The following is a 15,061-nucleotide window of genomic DNA, read 5'->3' on the forward strand; positions in this document are numbered from 1 at the left end:
GGTGGGTGTCGCCTCTGTCGATGGTTCGAGCCTCGCTCGCGGAGGGGGTGCGGGTCGTCGTACGGCCAGCGGCTTCGCGCGTACGCCGAGGGGAGTACGCGGCCGCGTACCGGGAGCAGCGCCATAGCAGGCTTCTGTACCTACTGGTATGTACACTGGCCGTATGACGACGTCGGACCGACTGATCGAGGCCACTCGCGAGCTGCTGTGGGAGCGCGGTTACGTAGGGACGAGCCCCAAGGCGATCCAGCAGGCCGCCGGGGCGGGGCAGGGCAGCATGTACCACCACTTCGCCGGGAAGCCGGATCTGGCGCTCGCCGCGATCCGGCGCACGGCGGACGAGATGCGGGCCGTGGCCAAGAGGTCGCTGAGCGGCGGAGGGTCGGCGTACGCGCGCGTGGAGGCATATCTGCTGCGCGAGCGCGCGGTGTTGCGCGGCTGCCCGGTCGGCCGGCTGACGATGGACCCGGACGTGATGGCGAGCGAGGAGCTGCGCGCCCCGATCGAGGAGACCCTCGACTGGCTGCGCGGCCGACTGACGTCCGTCTTCCAGGAGGGCCTGGAAAGCGGCGAGTTGACCGCAGCCCTCGACCCGGCCGAGCTGGCGGCCACCGTCGTGGCGACCGTGCAGGGCGGCTACGTCCTGGCCCGCGCGTCGGGCTCCCCCGCCGCCTTCGACACCGCGGTCCACGGTCTGCTCGGCCTGCTGCGCCCACTGTCGTCCCGTACCGACTGAGCACGCTCACGAGAAGCGGAGACCGCCCGATGCACGCGATGCAGTACGAGATCACCCTGCCCGCCGACTACGACATGGAGATCATCCGCACGCGGGTCGCGACCCGGGGCCATCTGCTCGACGACTTCCCCGGGCTCGGCCTCAAGGCGTATCTGATGCGGGAGCGGGCGGACGGATCGCCGGTCGCCCAGTACGCGCCGTTCTACCTCTGGAACACCCCGGAGGGCATGAACTCCTTCCTCTGGGGCCCGGGTTTCCAGGGGATCGTGAACGACTTCGGCCGGCCGGTGGTGCAGCACTGGACGGGCCTCGCGTACGAGGAGGGCCCGGCGGCCGCTGCCGCGCCCGCGACCGCGACCCGGCGGACGTCCCCAATACCGGGCGACGTCGCACCGGGCCACGCGGTCGCGGAGGCGCTCACGGAGCACGGGCTCGCGTCCCGGCGCGACGGTGTCGTCGCGAGCGCGCTCGCGATCGACCCCCGGCACTGGGAGCTGCTGTCCTTCACTCTCTGGGCGGAGGGGGCGCCGGTCCCCGCGGACGCGGGCGAGCGGTTCCAGGTGCTCCATCTCTCCGCGCCGGAGCGGGACTTGCTGGTCAGCCGACCGGAACGAGGGTGAGATAGGCCATGTTGAGGACGGAGCGGTAGCCGTTCAGCCACGACGACCGCTGGCGGTCGACGCGCTCGCGGGTCTCGGCGGCGAGCGGGTGGTCGGGGTGGGCGGCGAGCCAGAGTTCGGTGGCGTGGCGGTAGCCGGACTCGAACTCCTCCCACTCCTCCCGGCTCCCCGTCTCGATCCACGCCGGACGGAAGCCCGCCTCGATCGCGAGGTCCACGAGCGCACCGAGGCGGAGGTGGTCGCCGGTGTGCGCACCGGGCCACATCCCGGCGAGTTCCTCGTCCGTCGGGGTGCGCTCCCAGAAGCCCTCACCGAGGACGACCCGACCCCCGGGCCGGACCAGCCGGCGCAGCTCGCGCAGGGCGGCGGCCGGGTCGTGGGGCTGCTCGGGGTCGCACAGGGCCTGGCTGGATCCGAGGCAGAGGATCGCGTCGACCGGGCCGCGCGTCGTGCCGAGCGCCGACTCCTCCACGAACACGACGCGCTCGTCCAGCATGCGTTCCTTGGCCAGCTCCCGCCCCCTGGCCAGGTCCTCGGCGTTGATGTCGAGACCGACACCGGTCGCGCCGGGGGCGGCCTTCAGTACACGAAGCAGCAACTCGCCCCAGCCGCAGCCGATGTCCAGCACGGTGGCCGGCTCGCTGTCGGCGATCCGCTGGATCATCCGGACGGCACGGGCCTCGGAGAGGGGCCCGTGGAAGGTCAGACTGCCGAGGCGCGGAGGAAGATCGAATTCGGTCATGAGGAGCAACCGTAGTTCTCCACGGGCCGTTTGCCGAGCGGTTTGCGGAACGGTGCGCTCCCGGTTCCCGGCCCGGGCGTCGGCCCTGGGCCGGGGCGTCGACGTCGGTCCTGGGCCGGGATGTCGGCGTCGGCCCCGGGCCGGGGCTCCGGCGGCGGTCCTGGGCCGGGACGTCGGCGTCGGCCCCGGGCCGGGACGTCGGCGTCGGCCCCGGGCCGGGGCTCCGGCGGCGGTCCTGGGCCGGGGCGTCGGCGTCAGGCCGCCGCGCGGCCCAGGGCGGAGAGTGGGTCGTCAAGGACCGGCTGCCAGGCCAGCTCCGCCGCGCCCACCAGGCTGTTGTGGTCGAGCGTGCACGCGAGGATCGGCACTCCGCCGCTGCGGCCCCAGAGGCTGCGGTCCGCGACGACCGCGCGGAGCCGGTCGGGGTCGGCGTCGAGCAGTTCGCGGTGGAGGCCGCCGAGGATGATCCGGTCCGGGTTGAGGATGTTCACCAAGCCCGCGAGGCCGAGGCCGAGCCGGTCGATCAGCTCCTCCGTGGCGGCTCGCACACCCGGTTCGTCCGGGCTGGTACGGAGCAGGTCGCGGGCCTGCTGAAGCAACGACACCTCGGGGCCCGGGTCGCGGCCCGCCACCGTGAGGAAGGCCAGCGGGTCGGTCTCGACGTCGAGGCACCCCCGGCTGCCGCAGTGGCACGGACGGCCCTCCGGGTTGACCGTGACGTGCCCGACCTCCAGGGCGAGCCCCGAACTGCCGGTGTGCAGGCGCCCGTCGAGGACGAGCGCGCCTCCGACGCCCCGGTGGCCGGTGGCCACGCAGAGCAGGTCCTTGGCTCCCCGGCCGGCCCCGTGCCGGTGTTCGGCGAGGGCGGCGAGGTTGACGTCGTTGCCGGTGAAGGCGGGGCCCTCGATGCCCGCGGCGCGGACGCGTTCGGCGAAGATCTCCCGTACCGGCGCACCGGCCGGCCAGGCCAGGTGCAGCGGGTTGAGGGCCGTGCCCTCGGGTTCGGCGACCGCCGACGGGGCGGCGAGCCCGGCCCCCACGCAGCGGCGTCCGCTCTCGCGCAGCAGGGCCGCACCGGCGTCCACGACGGCGCCGAGGACCTGGGCGGGATCGGCGGAGACGGTGACGCAGCCGGGCGCGGTGGCCACGATCGTGCCGCCGAGGCCGACCAGCGCGGCACGGAAGCCGTCGGCGTGGACCTGGGCGGCGAGGGCGACGGGCCCCTTGTCGTCGACGGCGAGCCGGTGCGAGGGGCGGCCCTGCGAGCCCGCGGCGGCGCCGGGGTTGGAGTCGACGCGGATCAGGCCGAGGGCCTCGAGTTCGGCGGCGACGGCGCCGGCCGTGGCGCGGGTGACGCCCAGTTCCGCGGTGAGCACGGCACGGGTCGGCGCGCGACCCGTGTGCACCAGTTCCAGCGCTGGCCCGAGCGCGCCGCGCCCCCTGTCGAGCCGTGTTTTGGTCGTGGTCGCCTTGCCGTTCATGGGGGCGAGTCTCCCATGATCGGGCCGTCGCGCGGTCTGCGCGGGCGGAGACGGGCCGGATCCGCGCGTACCGCGCCCGAGGATCCGGCGGAAAGGGCACGGTCCACACCGACGGCCGGGGGTTGCAGGCCACGGGTAGAGGCCGGGGACACAGCGCGGTTCACGCCGACGGCCGGCGGCACAGGCCGCGGGTGCAGGCCGGGGACACGGCGCGGTCCACGCCGACGGCCACGGTCGCAAGCCGGGGCACGGCACGGGCCACGCCGACGGCCGCGGGCCGGGGGCAGGCCCGGGGCACGGCGCGGTCCGGGCCGATGGAGACGGATCCTCGAGTCGGGGGCGGGCGAGGGCGGGCGGTTGAAATCCGTACCGGTCCGCCCCTATCCTGAGTTTGTGCCGCTACTAAACAAAGTACGGACGGCCGTTCCGGGGGGCCCTGGCGGAGACACCGCCCCCTCCCTGTCCCGCCTCCGCTCCGCCCTGACCCTCTTCTTCGCCCTCGACGGCTTCCTGTTCGCCGGCTGGGTGGTCCGGATCCCGGCCATCAAGCAGCAGACCGGCGCCTCCGCCAGCGACCTCGGGCTCGCACTGCTCGGGGTGTCGGCCGGCGCGGTCGTCACCATGACCCTCACGGGCCGGCTCTGCCGGCGTCACGGCAGCCACGCCGTCACCGTCGCCACCGCGGTCCTCCTCTCGCTCTCGATCGCCCTGCCCGCGCTCACCCGTTCCCCGCTCGCCCTCGGCCTCGTCCTGCTCGTCTTCGGCGCGGCCTACGGCGGCATCAACGTGGCCATGAACAGCGCCGCCGTCGACCTGGTGGCCGCGCTGCGCCGCCCCGTGATGCCGTCCTTCCACGCGGCGTTCAGCCTCGGCGGCATGCTCGGCGCGGGCCTCGGCGGGCTCGTGGCGGGAAGCCTGTCACCCACCGCGCACCTCCTCGGCCTGACCGTCGCCGGCCTGCTCCTGACGGCGCTCGCGGGTCCCGTGCTGCTCCGGCAGCCCTCCCCCGCCCTGCCGGAGGCCACCACCGCTCGGGCCGCCACGTCCGCGAACGGCGCCCGGCCGACGGGCAGGTCGGGCTCGCGGGGGCTCGTCGTCGTCTTCGGGGTGATCGCGCTCTGCACCGCGTACGGCGAAGGCGCCCTGGCCGACTGGGGCGCGCTGCACCTGGAGCAGGACCTCGACGCACACCCCGGTCTCGCCGCCGCCGGCTACTCGCTCTTCGCGCTCACCATGACCATCGGCCGGCTGTCCGGCACCGCTCTCCTGGAGCGGCTCGGCCAGACCCGCACCCTCGTGGCGGGTGGGGCGACGGCAGCCGCCGGGATGCTGCTCGGCGCCCTAGCACCCAGCGTCTGGGCCGCCCTGCTCGGCTTCGCGATCACGGGCCTCGGCCTGGCGAACATCTTCCCCGTCGCGGTGGCACGGGCGGGCGCCCTCGCCGGTCCGAGCGGGGTGGCCACCGCCTCCACCCTCGGCTACGGCGGCATGCTGCTCGGCCCGCCGTCCATCGGCTTCCTCGCCGACTGGTTCTCCCTGCCCGTCGCCCTTACCACCGTCGCCGCACTCGCGGCGGGCGCCGCCGTCATCGGGTACGCGGCCCGGAACGCGCAGGCGCCGACGGCCGGGTGAGCGATCCCGTTTCCGGGCCCGCCGCCGGGCCGCCGCTGACAGAATCCGCGCCATGGACTTCATGACGGTGGACGAGCACATCGCGGCTGTCGACACGGCGGGCAGGGCCCTCACGGACGCCGCGGCGGCGGCCGGACCGGACGCCGTCGTGGCGACCTGTCCCGGGTGGCGGGTACGGGACCTCCTGCGCCATACCGCGATGGTGCACCGCTGGGCGACGGGCTTCGTCGCCGAGGGGTACACCTCCTACCGCCCCGGCGACGCCGAGCCCGAACTCGACGGCGCGGAGCTGCTCGCCCACTTCCGCGCGGGCCACGCCCGCCTGGTGGCGGCCCTGCGCGCGGCTCCCGCGTCCCTGGAGTGCTGGACGTTCCTGCCCGGCGCGTCCCCGCTCGCCTTCTGGGCACGCCGCCAGGCGCACGAGACGACGGTCCACCGCGTGGACGCCGAGTCCGCCCTGCCCGCGCACGGCGCCACGCACGGGGCAGCGCCCGTGGACACGGCGCTCGCTGTGGACGGCATCGACGAGTTGCTGTGCTCCTTCCACGCCCGCGAGCGCAGCCGGGTCAGGACGCCCGAGCCCCGCGTCCTGCGGGTGCGGGCAACGGACACCGGTGACGTGTGGACCGTACGACTGTCTCCGGAGGCACCCGTCACGGAACGGGGCGGGGCGGAGGCGGCCGTCGGAACCGCCGCCGACTGCGAGCTCGGCGGCCCCGCCGACCGGCTCTACCTCACGCTCTGGAACCGGCTGCCCCACGGCGCGGTGACCGTGACGGGCGACGCGTCCCTGGCCCGGCTCTGGCGGGAGACGTCAGCGATCACCTGGTCGTAGCGATCGCGGCCCAGAGGGCGGTCGTCAGCCCAGCCAGCCCGGGCGCACGAGACCCGACTCGTAGGCGAGCACGACGAGTTGGGCACGGTCGCGGGCGCCGAGCTTCACCATGGAGCGGCTCACGTGCGTCTTGGCGGTCAGGGGACTGACGACCAGCCGCCGGGCGATCTCCTCGTTCGACAGGCCGATGCCGACCAGGGCCATCACCTCCCTTTCCCGCTCGGTCAGTTCGTCGAGACCGCGTACGGCGGCCGGGGGCTTCGAGCGGGCCGCGAACTCCTCGATGAGGCGCCGTGTCACGCCCGGCGAGAGGAGGGCGTCGCCGTGGACGACCGCGCGGACCGCCCGTACCAGCTCTTCCGGTTCGGTGTCCTTCACGAGGAACCCGGAGGCGCCGGAGCGGATCGCCTCGAAGACGTACTCGTCGAGCTCGAAGGTGGTCAGCATGACCACCTTCACCGCGCCGAGCCCGGGGTCGGCGGTGATCGCGCGGGTGGCGGCGAGGCCGTCCAGGCGCGGCATCCGGATGTCCATGAGGACGACGTCCGGACGCAGTTCGCGGGCCTTGGCCGCCGCCTCCTCGCCGTCGGCGGCCTCGCCGGCCACCTCGATGTCGGGCTGGGCGTCCAGAAGCGCCCGGAAGCCGGCCCGTACGAGCGACTGGTCGTCGGCGAGCAGCACACGGATCACGGCGTCTCCCGTCGCGGCGCCTCCCGCCACGGCGTCCGAGGTCACGGCGTCCCCCGCCACGGCACTTCCCGTCACGGCACCCCCCGCCACAGCGTCTCCGGCCACGGCCTCTCCGTTCACAGCGTCTCCTTCGGGCGGACGGGCAGGACGGCGCGCACCCGGAAGCCGCCGTCCGGGCGGGTGCCCGCCTCGATGGTGCCACCGAGCGCGGTGGCCCGCTCCCGCATCCCCGCAAGTCCGTTGCCGCTGCCGCCGGCGTCGCCGCCGGTCGCGGGCCCGTCGTCGTCCACCCGGAGTTCCACCCGGTCCGGCGCGTAGCCGATCACGACGCGCGCGGTGCGGGATCCGGAGTGGCGGACCACGTTGGTCAGGGCCTCCTGGACGATCCGGAAGGCCGCGAGGTCCGTGCCCGGCGGGAGCGGCACGGGCGCCCCCTCGGTCGACGTCCGCACGGTGAGTCCGGCCGAGGCCGCCTGTTCGACGAGTTCAGGGAGGCGGTCGAGGCCGGGCGCGGGGGTGCGGGGGGCCTCGCCGGGGGCGCGCAGGGTGTGGAGGACCTGGCGGACCTCGCCGAGCGCCTCCTTGCTCGCCGCCTTGATGGTGGTCAGCGCGGCGCGGGCCTGCTCGGGGTCGGTGTCGAGCAGGGCGAGGCCGACGCCGGCCTGGACGTTGATGACGGAGATCGAGTGGGCGAGGACGTCGTGCAACTCACGGGCGATCCGCAGCCGTTCCTCGTCGGCCCGGCGTCGCTCGGCCGCCGCGCGTTCGGCCCGCTGGGCGGCCCACTGCTCACGGCGGACCCGCACCAGCTCGGAGGCGGCGAGGATGGCGACGACGAACGCGAAGACGGGGATCTCCTGTCCCCACGGCGCGGCGGAGTCACCGGCGGGAGGCAGGTGGCGGTAGAGCCAGTGGGCGATCAGCAGGTGCCCCGCCCACAGCAGACCGAGCGCCCACCAGGCGGCGCGCCGGTGGCCCCGGACGACGGCCGCGAAGCAGGCGACGGCGACGACGAGGAAGACCGGCCCGTAGGCGTAACCGGCGCCGAAGTAGACGAGCGTGACGGCGGCGGTGCCGAAGACGACGGGGACCGGGTAGCGGTCGCGGAGCAGGAGCAGTGCGCAGCAGAGGATCAGCAGCGAGCGGCCGAGGGCGTCCAGCGACTCGCGGTCCGGCTGGTTCCTCGCCGCGAAGCCGGAGCCCACCAGCACGAAGAGGGCGAGCAGCAGCGTCGACCGCCACGGCAGTCCGCCGCCGGGCGCGCGATCGGCCCAGCGCAGTGGCCAGGGCGGCCCGTCCGAGGCGCCACGCACCCAGGGCGGACCGCCGTCTCCGTGCCTGCGCTGTTCGTCCATGCCCGCCACGCTAGACGTGACCGGGCGGCGGGAGCGTCAGCCGAGCGTGGTGATCGGGTGTACTCCCGGCGGAGTACATCCACCGACTCGCTCCGCCGTCGGAGCCGCTGTGGCAGGCTGCGGGAAGGATCGAGCCACGGGGGGCTGTCGATGCGCAAGAAGCGTGCACAGAAGGTGTCTCGGACGATGGCGGGCGGGGAGCCGATCACACTCGCGCTCTCCTCGACGCCGTTCAAGACCTTCACCCGACTCGCCTGCACGGCGGGACAGTTCGGCTGCGCGTACGTGGACATGCAGCCGCAGAAGAACTCCCGTGGCAGTGCGATCCGTTCGGCCGCCCCGGCCGCGCGTAGGCGCGTCGCGGGGGCTACGAGCGGGCCCGTAGCCCGATCTCCCGGCCGAGGCGGTCGGCGGCCGTCGCGAAGAACGTCTCCCGGTCCTCGACCACCCGGTTGAACTGGCCGAACACCTCGAAGGAGACGAGCCCGAAGAGCTGCGACCAGGCGGTGACCATGGCGACGGCGAGGGCGGGCGGCAGGTCGTGGGCGAAGTCGGCGGCCATGCGCTCCGCCTCGGGTCGCAGGGCCGCGGGGACGGCCGGCGGCGCGATGCCGTCGGCGGCATGGGCCTCGCGGGCGATCTCGATGAGGACGAGCGCGACGCGGGAGGCGGGCCCGATCGTGTCCTGCGGGGCCGCGTAGCCGGGCACCGGAGAACCGTAGATCAGGGCGTACTCGTGCGGGTGCGCGACGGCCCAGGCGCGGACGGCGCGGCAGACGGCGATCCAGCGGGCGAGGTGGTCGTCGGGTGCGGTGGCGGCCCGGGAGTCGGCGAGCGCCTGCTCGGCGACGGCGCCGACCGCGTCGTAGGCGTCGATGATGAGGGCGGTGAGGAGGTCGTCGCGGCTGGGGAAGTAGCGGTAGAGCGCCGACGACACCATGCCGACCTCGCGGGCGACCGCGCGCAGGGAGAGCTTGGCGGCGCCTTCGGCGGCGAGCTGGGCGCGGGCCTCGTCCTTGATGGCGGCGGTGATCTCGATACGGGCGCGGGCGCGGGCTCCTTGGACGCTGGTCATGGAGAGCAGTCTGCCACCTTTCGGAGCACCGCACTGAAAGGAGAGCACTGCTCTTGCTTTGGAGTGTCGAACCGTGCACACTGATCTCAAGAGAGAGCAGTGCTCACAGTTTTCCGCTCGGGAACAGAGATCGCCTCGGAGGCCGCCATGTCCGCTCAGTCCAGCGCCCACGTCATGAAGCCCGGCTGGTTCACCGTGAACGTCATGAACCGGGCCGTCGCGTGGCTCACCCGGCGGGGCCTCAGCGTCTGGGGCTCCCGTGTCCTCGCGGTGCGCGGCCGCAAGAGCGGCGAGTGGCGCCGTACGCCCGTCAACCTGCTGACGCTGGACGGCGCGCAGTACCTGGTGGCGCCGCGCGGCCACGTGCAGTGGACCCACAACATGCGGGCGGCCGGCGGCGGTGAGCTGCACCTGGGCAAGCAGGTGCAGCCGTTCACCGCCGTAGAGGTGACCGACGACGAGAAGCCCGCCCTCCTGCGCGCCTACCTCAAGCGCTGGAAGGCGGAGGTGGGTGTCTTCTTCGGCGGGGTCGGACCGGACTCGACGGACGCCGAGCTGCGCGCGATCGCGCCGAAGCACCCGGTCTTCCGCATCACTCCGACCGTGTGACCCCGGAGCCCGAAGAGCCCGAGCCGTCCGGCGCGTCCGGCGCGTCGGACGTGTCCGCCTTCGCCGGACCGGGCACCTCCGGCGCCTCCAGGACATCGGGCTCGGCGTCGACCGACCGCACCGACTCCGACTGCGCCGCCACACCCCGGAGGGTCGTCCCGCCCGTCGGCGCCATGCGGCGGTCGAGGACGTCGAGCGCACGCCGGGCGACTCCGTTCGAGCGGACGAGCCCGGCCAGCGAACTCGACCCCCGCGTGATGTCCGCGAAGGCGTTCCAGGCCGGGCGCAGGCCCGTCAGCGCGGCGTGCAGCAGCCCCGGCCTGCGCTCGAACAGGGCGAGCATCCGCCGCCCGACGGCCATCTCCACACCGAGGCCCGCCTTGATGGCGAAGGCGTAGTTCAGCGCCTGCCGGCGCGCATCGACGGCGTCGTTCGACTCGGCGATCCGTACCGCCCACTCCCCCGCGAGCCGCCCCGAGCGCAGCGCGAAGGAGATGCCCTCGCGGGTCCACGGCTCCAGGAGCCCCGCCGCGTCACCGCACACCAGGACCCGGCCGCGCGACAGCGGCGAGTCGTCGCTGCGGCAGCGGGTGAGGTGCCCGGAGGAGACGGCCGGCTCGAAGCCCGCGAGCCCGAGCCGGGCGATGAAGTCCTCCAGATAGCGCTTGGTCGCCGCGCCCTCGCCGCGCGCCGAGATGACGCCGACGGTGAGCGTGTCGCCCTTGGGGAAGACCCAGCCGTAGCTGCCGGGCATCGGACCCCAGTCGATGAGGACCCGTCCCTTCCAGTCCTCGGCGACGGACGCCGGAACGGGGATCTCCGCCTCCAGGCCGAGGTCCACCTGCTCCAGCTTCACGCCGACATGAGCCCCTATCCGGCCCGCGCTGCCGTCCGCGCCGACGACGGCACGGGCGAGCAGGGTCTCGCCGTCCGCGAGGACCACGGCGACCGTGCGCCGGTCCGGCACGGCGGGGCCGTGCTGCTCGACGCGGGAGACGGTGACGCCGGTGCGCAGCTCGGCGCCCGCCTTCTGCGCCTGCTCGACGAGGCCGGCGTCGAACTCGGGCCGGTTGATGAGGCCGAAGAGCATGCGGCGCGAGCGGCGCGTCCTCGCGAAGCGGCCGTTGAGGGAGAAGGTGACGGCGTGCACCCGGTCCTGCAGGGGCAGTTCGAAGCCGGGCGGGAGGGCGTCCCGCGAGGGGCCGATGATGCCGCCGCCGCAGGTCTTGTACCGGGGCAGTTCGGCCTTCTCCAGGAGCAGCACCCGGCGGCCGGCGACCGCCGCCGCGTACGCCGCCGACGCGCCGGCGGGACCGGCCCCGACGACGACCACGTCCCAGACCGTCGCCGCGTCCTGCGGCTCTTCCGCGCGTACCTCTTCGGCGTCTGCGTTCTCGCTGCTCACGATGTGCTTCTGCTCCTGATCCGACGATGATCCAAGCTCTCGGGGCATCCTACGGCGCGGCCCTTCGGACCCCGCGCCGTAGGATCGGCAATACGTTCGCCGTCCCACCGACATACGGCGACACCCTGACAACGTCGCACCCACCAGGAGCGTGCCCATGACCGCGAATCCGATCGTCGAGACCGTCGCAGGCCTGATGCCCCGCGCCAAGACGGAGCTGACGGAGCTCGTGGCATTCGAGTCGGTGGCGGACGAGGCGGTGGCTCCCCGCAGCGAGTGCGAGGGCGCGGCGAACTGGGTGGCCGACGCGCTGCGCGCCGAGGCGTTCGAGGACGTGGCGCTGCTCGACACCCCAGACGGTTCCCAGTCCGTCTACGGTCTGCTGCCCGGCCCGGCCGGCGCGCCCACCGTCCTCCTCTACGCGCACTACGACGTGCAGCCGAAGCTGGACGAGTCGGCGTGGATCACGCCGCCGTTCGAGCTGACGGAGCGCGACGGGCGCTGGTACGGGCGTGGCGCGGCCGACTGCAAGGGCGGGTTCATCATGCACCTGCTCGCGCTGCGCGCCCTCAAGGCGAACGGCGGAGTGCCCGTCACGGTCAAGATGATCGTGGAGGGTTCGGAGGAGCAGGGCACCGGCGGCCTGGAGCGGTACGCGGAGGCCCACCCCGAACTGCTGGCCTCGGACGCGATCGTCATCGGCGACACGGGCAACTTCCGGCTCGGTCTGCCGACGGTCACCGCGACCCTGCGCGGCATGACGATGATCCGGGTCCAGATCGACACCCTCGAAGGCAACCTGCACTCGGGCATGTTCGGCGGCGCGGCGCCCGACGCGCTGGCCGCGATGATCCGGGTCCTGGACACCCTGCGCGCCGAGGACGGCTCCACGGTCATCGACGGTCTGCCCGCGGACGCGGTGTGGGAGGGCCTGCAGTACCCGGAGGACGACTTCCGGGCGGACGCGAAGGTCCTGGCGGGCGTCGGTCTGCCGGGCGACGGCACGGTCGCCGACCGGCTCTGGGCCCGCCCGGCCGTGACCGTCATCGGCATCGACTGCCACCCGGTGGCCGGCGCCACGCCGTCGATCCCGTCGACCGCGCGGGCGCAGATCAGCCTGCGCGTCCCGCCGGGCCAGGACGCCGCCGAGGCGACGAAGCTGCTGTACGCGCACATCGAGAAGCGCGTGCCGTGGAACGCCCGGGTGTCGTTCGAGCAGGTCGGTCAGGGGCAGGCGTTCCGGGCGGACGTGACGAGCCCGGCGTACGTCTCGATGGCGGAGGCGATGAAGGTCGCGTACCCCGGTCAGGAGATGCAGACCTCCGGCATGGGCGGCTCGATCCCGCTCTGCAACACGCTTGCCTCGCTCTACCCCGAGGCGGAGATCCTGCTCATCGGTCTGAGCGAGCCGGAGGCGCAGATCCACGCGGTGAACGAGTCGGTGTCGCCGGAGGAGCTGGAGCGGCTCGCGGTCGCGGAGGCGCACTTCCTGCAGAACTACGCCCGCTCGAAGCAGGGTTGAGCGACGGCGCGACAGTGGCGTTCAGCGTTGGGCGAAGCTCGCCGAGAGCGTAGTCCGATGCGGCGGACCTGCGGATTTCCGTAGGTTCGCCGCATGGAACTGAGCGAGATCACCCCGCGACTGCACCTGCTGCGCTTCTCCGTCGGCCAGGCCTATCTGTGGCGGGACGAGGAGGAGTTGACCCTCATCGACGCCGGCTGGGTGGGCTCGGCGGACGAGATCGAGACGGCGATACGGGGCGTGGGCCTGGACCCCGCCCGTATCCGCCGGATCGTGCTCACCCACTGCCACCGCGACCATGTGGGCTCCGCGCAGGAGTTGGCGGACCGCTTCGGGGCGCGGATTCTGGCCCACCGGCTGGACGCGCCGGTGATCCGGGGCGAGGCCCCGGTCCCCGAACCCGACCTGCTCGACTGGGAACTCCCCTTGTACGAGCACGGCCTGACCGTCCCCGAAGCGCCGCCCACCCGGGTCGACCGGGAGCTGGCGGACGGCGAGGAGCTGGACTTCGGCGGCGGCGCGTTCGTGGTGCACACCCCGGGCCACACGCCCGGCTCGATCGCGGTCCATCTGCCGGAACACGGCGTCCTGTTCACCGGCGACACCGTCGCCTCGGTGCAGGGCGTGACCTTCGGCGTGTTCCATGTGGACCGCGACCGCGCCATGGAGTCGATGCGTCGCCTGGCCGACCTGAAGCCCTCGATCCTGTGCTGCGGGCACGGCGCCCCGGTGACGGAGGACACGGCCCGGCAACTGGCCGAGGCGGTCGGCTAGTTCACCCGCAGGTGCGGCGGCTCAGCCGACCGGGACACCCGCCTCCAGGTTGAGGACCGTGCCGCGTTCGCGGGCGCGCAGGGCCCAGCGGAGGCGGCGGTAGCGGACCGGGGGGAGGAGTTCGGACGCCTCGTCCTCGGTGACGAAGCGCCAGCCGCGCAGTTCGGCGCCGGGCAGCAGGAGGCGGTCGGCCTCCGCCGAGGGGAGCCGGCCGCCGTCGAAGAGGAGGCGCAGACCGCCGTAGCCGGGAGGCTGAGGGCGCTCCCAGTCGACGAGCAACAGCCGGGGGACGGAGTCGAGTTCTATCCCTATCTCCTCGGCCACCTCGCGCATGCCCGCGCGGGCGGGTGGCTCGCCGGGTTCGACGACGCCTCCGGGGAACTCCCAGCCCGGCTTGTAGGTGGGGTCGACGAGCAGGAAACGATCCTGCTCGTCGAAGAGCAGGACGCCGGCGGCCAGCGTCTCCCCGGTGGGCTCGGGTGTCTGGACGATGCCGCAGGGGGCGGCGAGGCCCGCGTGGACGGCCTCGGCGACGACCTCGGCGGTCTCGGCGGGTGTGAGGCGCGAGTTGTCGACGGCGTAGGCGTCGGCGGCGAGCCAGTCGAGCGCGGCTCGGAAGGGCTCGATCCTGGCGTGGCACCACAGCCGGGCGCGCTCGGCGCCCTCCGGATCGTCCTCCGCCGCCGCACGGCCGTCGACCCGGGCCCGCAGGATCGTTTCCTCGGGAGTGAGCACCACGTGCCGCACCTCGATCCGGCGCGCCGCGAGACCGCCGAAGATCTCGTCCCGGTACTCCTGCCGGATCAGCGTCATGGGCACGACGAGGACGCCACCCACCTCGGCCAGCAGCGCGGCGGCGGTGTCCACCACCATCCGGCGCCACACCGGCAGGTCCTGGAAGTCGTCCACCTCCTCCCGCCGTTTCTTCGGCAGCAGCAGGTCCAGGAAGCCGCCGGTGAGCTCGGGGTCGTACAACGTGCTGTTCGGGATCAGATCGACCAGCTCACGCGCGGTGCTTGTCTTGCCCGCGCCGAACGCACCGTTGATCCAGACGATCACGGTTCCCCCTCTTCGGTAGCCCCAAGTGGCTTGCCCGCAACACCCTGCCACGGAAACCCCGGGCACGCCCCGGGGTGGCCGGCCACCCCGCGAACGCCCGTGCGGGCCGGTGCGTAACACTTCGGTACGGACCGTCGTTGGACCGGCGAGGCAAGGGGGTGCGGAGATGAGCCGTACGGTATTGCAGAGGTTTCCCGCGGGCGGCCCGCGGGGCAGCTGGCCCGCCGAGGAGTTCGCGAGCGCCCGCCGGGACGAGGGGCTCCCGGCGGAGGTCGTGATGGACCTGGAGTCCGACACGTTCCTCGTGGTCGTCCGGCAGCGGACGCCGGAGGCGGCCGGCCGGTACGCCGCGCGTCGCGACGCGGTGACGGCGGCGCGGGTCTGACGGCTCCTCGGGTCTCACCGCGCGGGCCTGGCAGTTCCTCGGGTCTCACGGCGCGGGCCTGACGGCGCGTCACCCGCCCGACGGCCGAGAGAGAGCGTCACGCCCCGAATCGGCGGCGGCGCGGCGCGGACTCAGTGCGCC

Annotated in this window: 15 protein-coding genes; 8 read left to right on the forward strand and 7 right to left on the reverse strand. The window is 73.9% G+C overall.

Annotated elements, in window-relative coordinates:
• Positions 1-163: 163 nt before the first annotated feature.
• Positions 164-736, forward strand: a complete 573-nt coding sequence (locus AB0E14_RS24525; RefSeq protein ID WP_362421891.1) for a TetR/AcrR family transcriptional regulator — start codon at positions 164-166, stop codon at positions 734-736.
• A gap of 29 nt (positions 737-765) precedes the next feature.
• A complete protein-coding gene (locus tag AB0E14_RS24530) occupies positions 766-1,356 on the forward strand; it encodes a DUF4865 family protein (RefSeq protein ID WP_362421894.1) in 591 nt (196 codons plus the stop codon).
• Here AB0E14_RS24530 and AB0E14_RS24535 read toward each other — a convergent pair.
• Together AB0E14_RS24535 and AB0E14_RS24540 are read right to left on the reverse strand one after the other, a co-directional pair.
• Complete coding sequence (locus tag AB0E14_RS24535; RefSeq protein WP_362421897.1) at positions 1,334-2,098, reverse strand: methyltransferase; 765 nt, start codon at positions 2,096-2,098, stop codon at positions 1,334-1,336. The two genes, AB0E14_RS24530 and AB0E14_RS24535, sit on opposite strands and share 23 nt — an antisense overlap.
• 254 nt (positions 2,099-2,352) lie before the next feature.
• Complete coding sequence (locus AB0E14_RS24540; protein ID WP_362421900.1) at positions 2,353-3,579, reverse strand: ROK family protein; 1,227 nt, start codon at positions 3,577-3,579, stop codon at positions 2,353-2,355.
• Between the two features lie 393 nt (positions 3,580-3,972).
• Here AB0E14_RS24540 and AB0E14_RS24545 point away from each other — a divergent pair, with 393 nt between their 5' ends.
• Entirely contained in the window at positions 3,973-5,211 is a 1,239-nt protein-coding gene (locus AB0E14_RS24545; RefSeq protein ID WP_362421903.1) for an MFS transporter, read from the forward strand.
• Positions 5,212-5,272: 61 nt separating this feature from the next.
• A complete protein-coding gene (locus AB0E14_RS24550; RefSeq protein WP_362421938.1) occupies positions 5,273-6,046 on the forward strand; it encodes a maleylpyruvate isomerase family mycothiol-dependent enzyme in 774 nt (257 codons plus the stop codon).
• Between the two features lie 24 nt (positions 6,047-6,070).
• Here the strand turns inward: AB0E14_RS24550 and AB0E14_RS24555 are convergent, their stop codons facing one another.
• From AB0E14_RS24555 to AB0E14_RS24565, 3 genes are all read right to left on the reverse strand, one after another.
• A complete protein-coding gene (locus tag AB0E14_RS24555; protein WP_362421941.1) occupies positions 6,071-6,736 on the reverse strand; it encodes a response regulator transcription factor in 666 nt (221 codons plus the stop codon).
• Positions 6,737-6,852: 116 nt separating this feature from the next.
• Positions 6,853-8,091 (reverse strand): sensor histidine kinase, encoded by a 1,239-nt coding sequence (locus tag AB0E14_RS24560; protein WP_362421905.1) that lies wholly within the window; start codon positions 8,089-8,091, stop codon positions 6,853-6,855.
• 367 nt (positions 8,092-8,458) lie between these two features.
• The gene (locus AB0E14_RS24565) at positions 8,459-9,166 is read right to left on the reverse strand and encodes a TetR/AcrR family transcriptional regulator (RefSeq protein WP_362421908.1); all 708 of its coding nucleotides are present in this window, start codon (positions 9,164-9,166) and stop codon (positions 8,459-8,461) included.
• A gap of 147 nt (positions 9,167-9,313) precedes the next feature.
• On the opposite strand from AB0E14_RS24565, the gene AB0E14_RS24570 reads away from it, so the two are divergent.
• Positions 9,314-9,775, forward strand: coding sequence for a nitroreductase family deazaflavin-dependent oxidoreductase (locus tag AB0E14_RS24570; protein ID WP_362421911.1), 462 nt, complete (start codon positions 9,314-9,316; stop codon positions 9,773-9,775).
• Here AB0E14_RS24570 and AB0E14_RS24575 read toward each other — a convergent pair.
• Positions 9,759-11,228 carry a geranylgeranyl reductase family protein gene (locus AB0E14_RS24575; RefSeq protein ID WP_362421914.1) on the reverse strand — a complete coding sequence of 490 codons (1,470 nt, stop codon included), beginning with the start codon at positions 11,226-11,228 and terminating at the stop codon, positions 9,759-9,761. The two genes, AB0E14_RS24570 and AB0E14_RS24575, sit on opposite strands and share 17 nt — an antisense overlap.
• 109 nt (positions 11,229-11,337) lie before the next feature.
• Between AB0E14_RS24575 and AB0E14_RS24580 the strand changes: the two genes are divergently transcribed.
• On the forward strand, positions 11,338-12,702 hold the full coding sequence (locus AB0E14_RS24580; protein WP_362421917.1) for a dipeptidase: 1,365 nt from the start codon (positions 11,338-11,340) through the stop codon (positions 12,700-12,702).
• Between the two features lie 93 nt (positions 12,703-12,795).
• On the forward strand, positions 12,796-13,476 hold the full coding sequence (locus tag AB0E14_RS24585) for an MBL fold metallo-hydrolase (RefSeq protein ID WP_362421920.1): 681 nt from the start codon (positions 12,796-12,798) through the stop codon (positions 13,474-13,476).
• A gap of 21 nt (positions 13,477-13,497) precedes the next feature.
• On the opposite strand, the gene AB0E14_RS24590 is transcribed toward AB0E14_RS24585, so the two are convergent.
• Complete coding sequence (locus AB0E14_RS24590) at positions 13,498-14,535, reverse strand: NUDIX domain-containing protein (RefSeq protein WP_362421923.1); 1,038 nt, start codon at positions 14,533-14,535, stop codon at positions 13,498-13,500.
• Positions 14,536-14,701: 166 nt separating this feature from the next.
• Between AB0E14_RS24590 and AB0E14_RS24595 the strand changes: the two genes are divergently transcribed.
• A complete protein-coding gene (locus AB0E14_RS24595; protein ID WP_362421926.1) occupies positions 14,702-14,920 on the forward strand; it encodes a hypothetical protein in 219 nt (72 codons plus the stop codon).
• Positions 14,921-15,061 lie beyond the last annotated feature (141 nt).

It is taken from the genome of Streptomyces sp. NPDC047981 (assembly GCF_040653315.1).
Classification (GTDB): Bacteria; Actinomycetota; Actinomycetes; order Streptomycetales; family Streptomycetaceae; genus Streptomyces.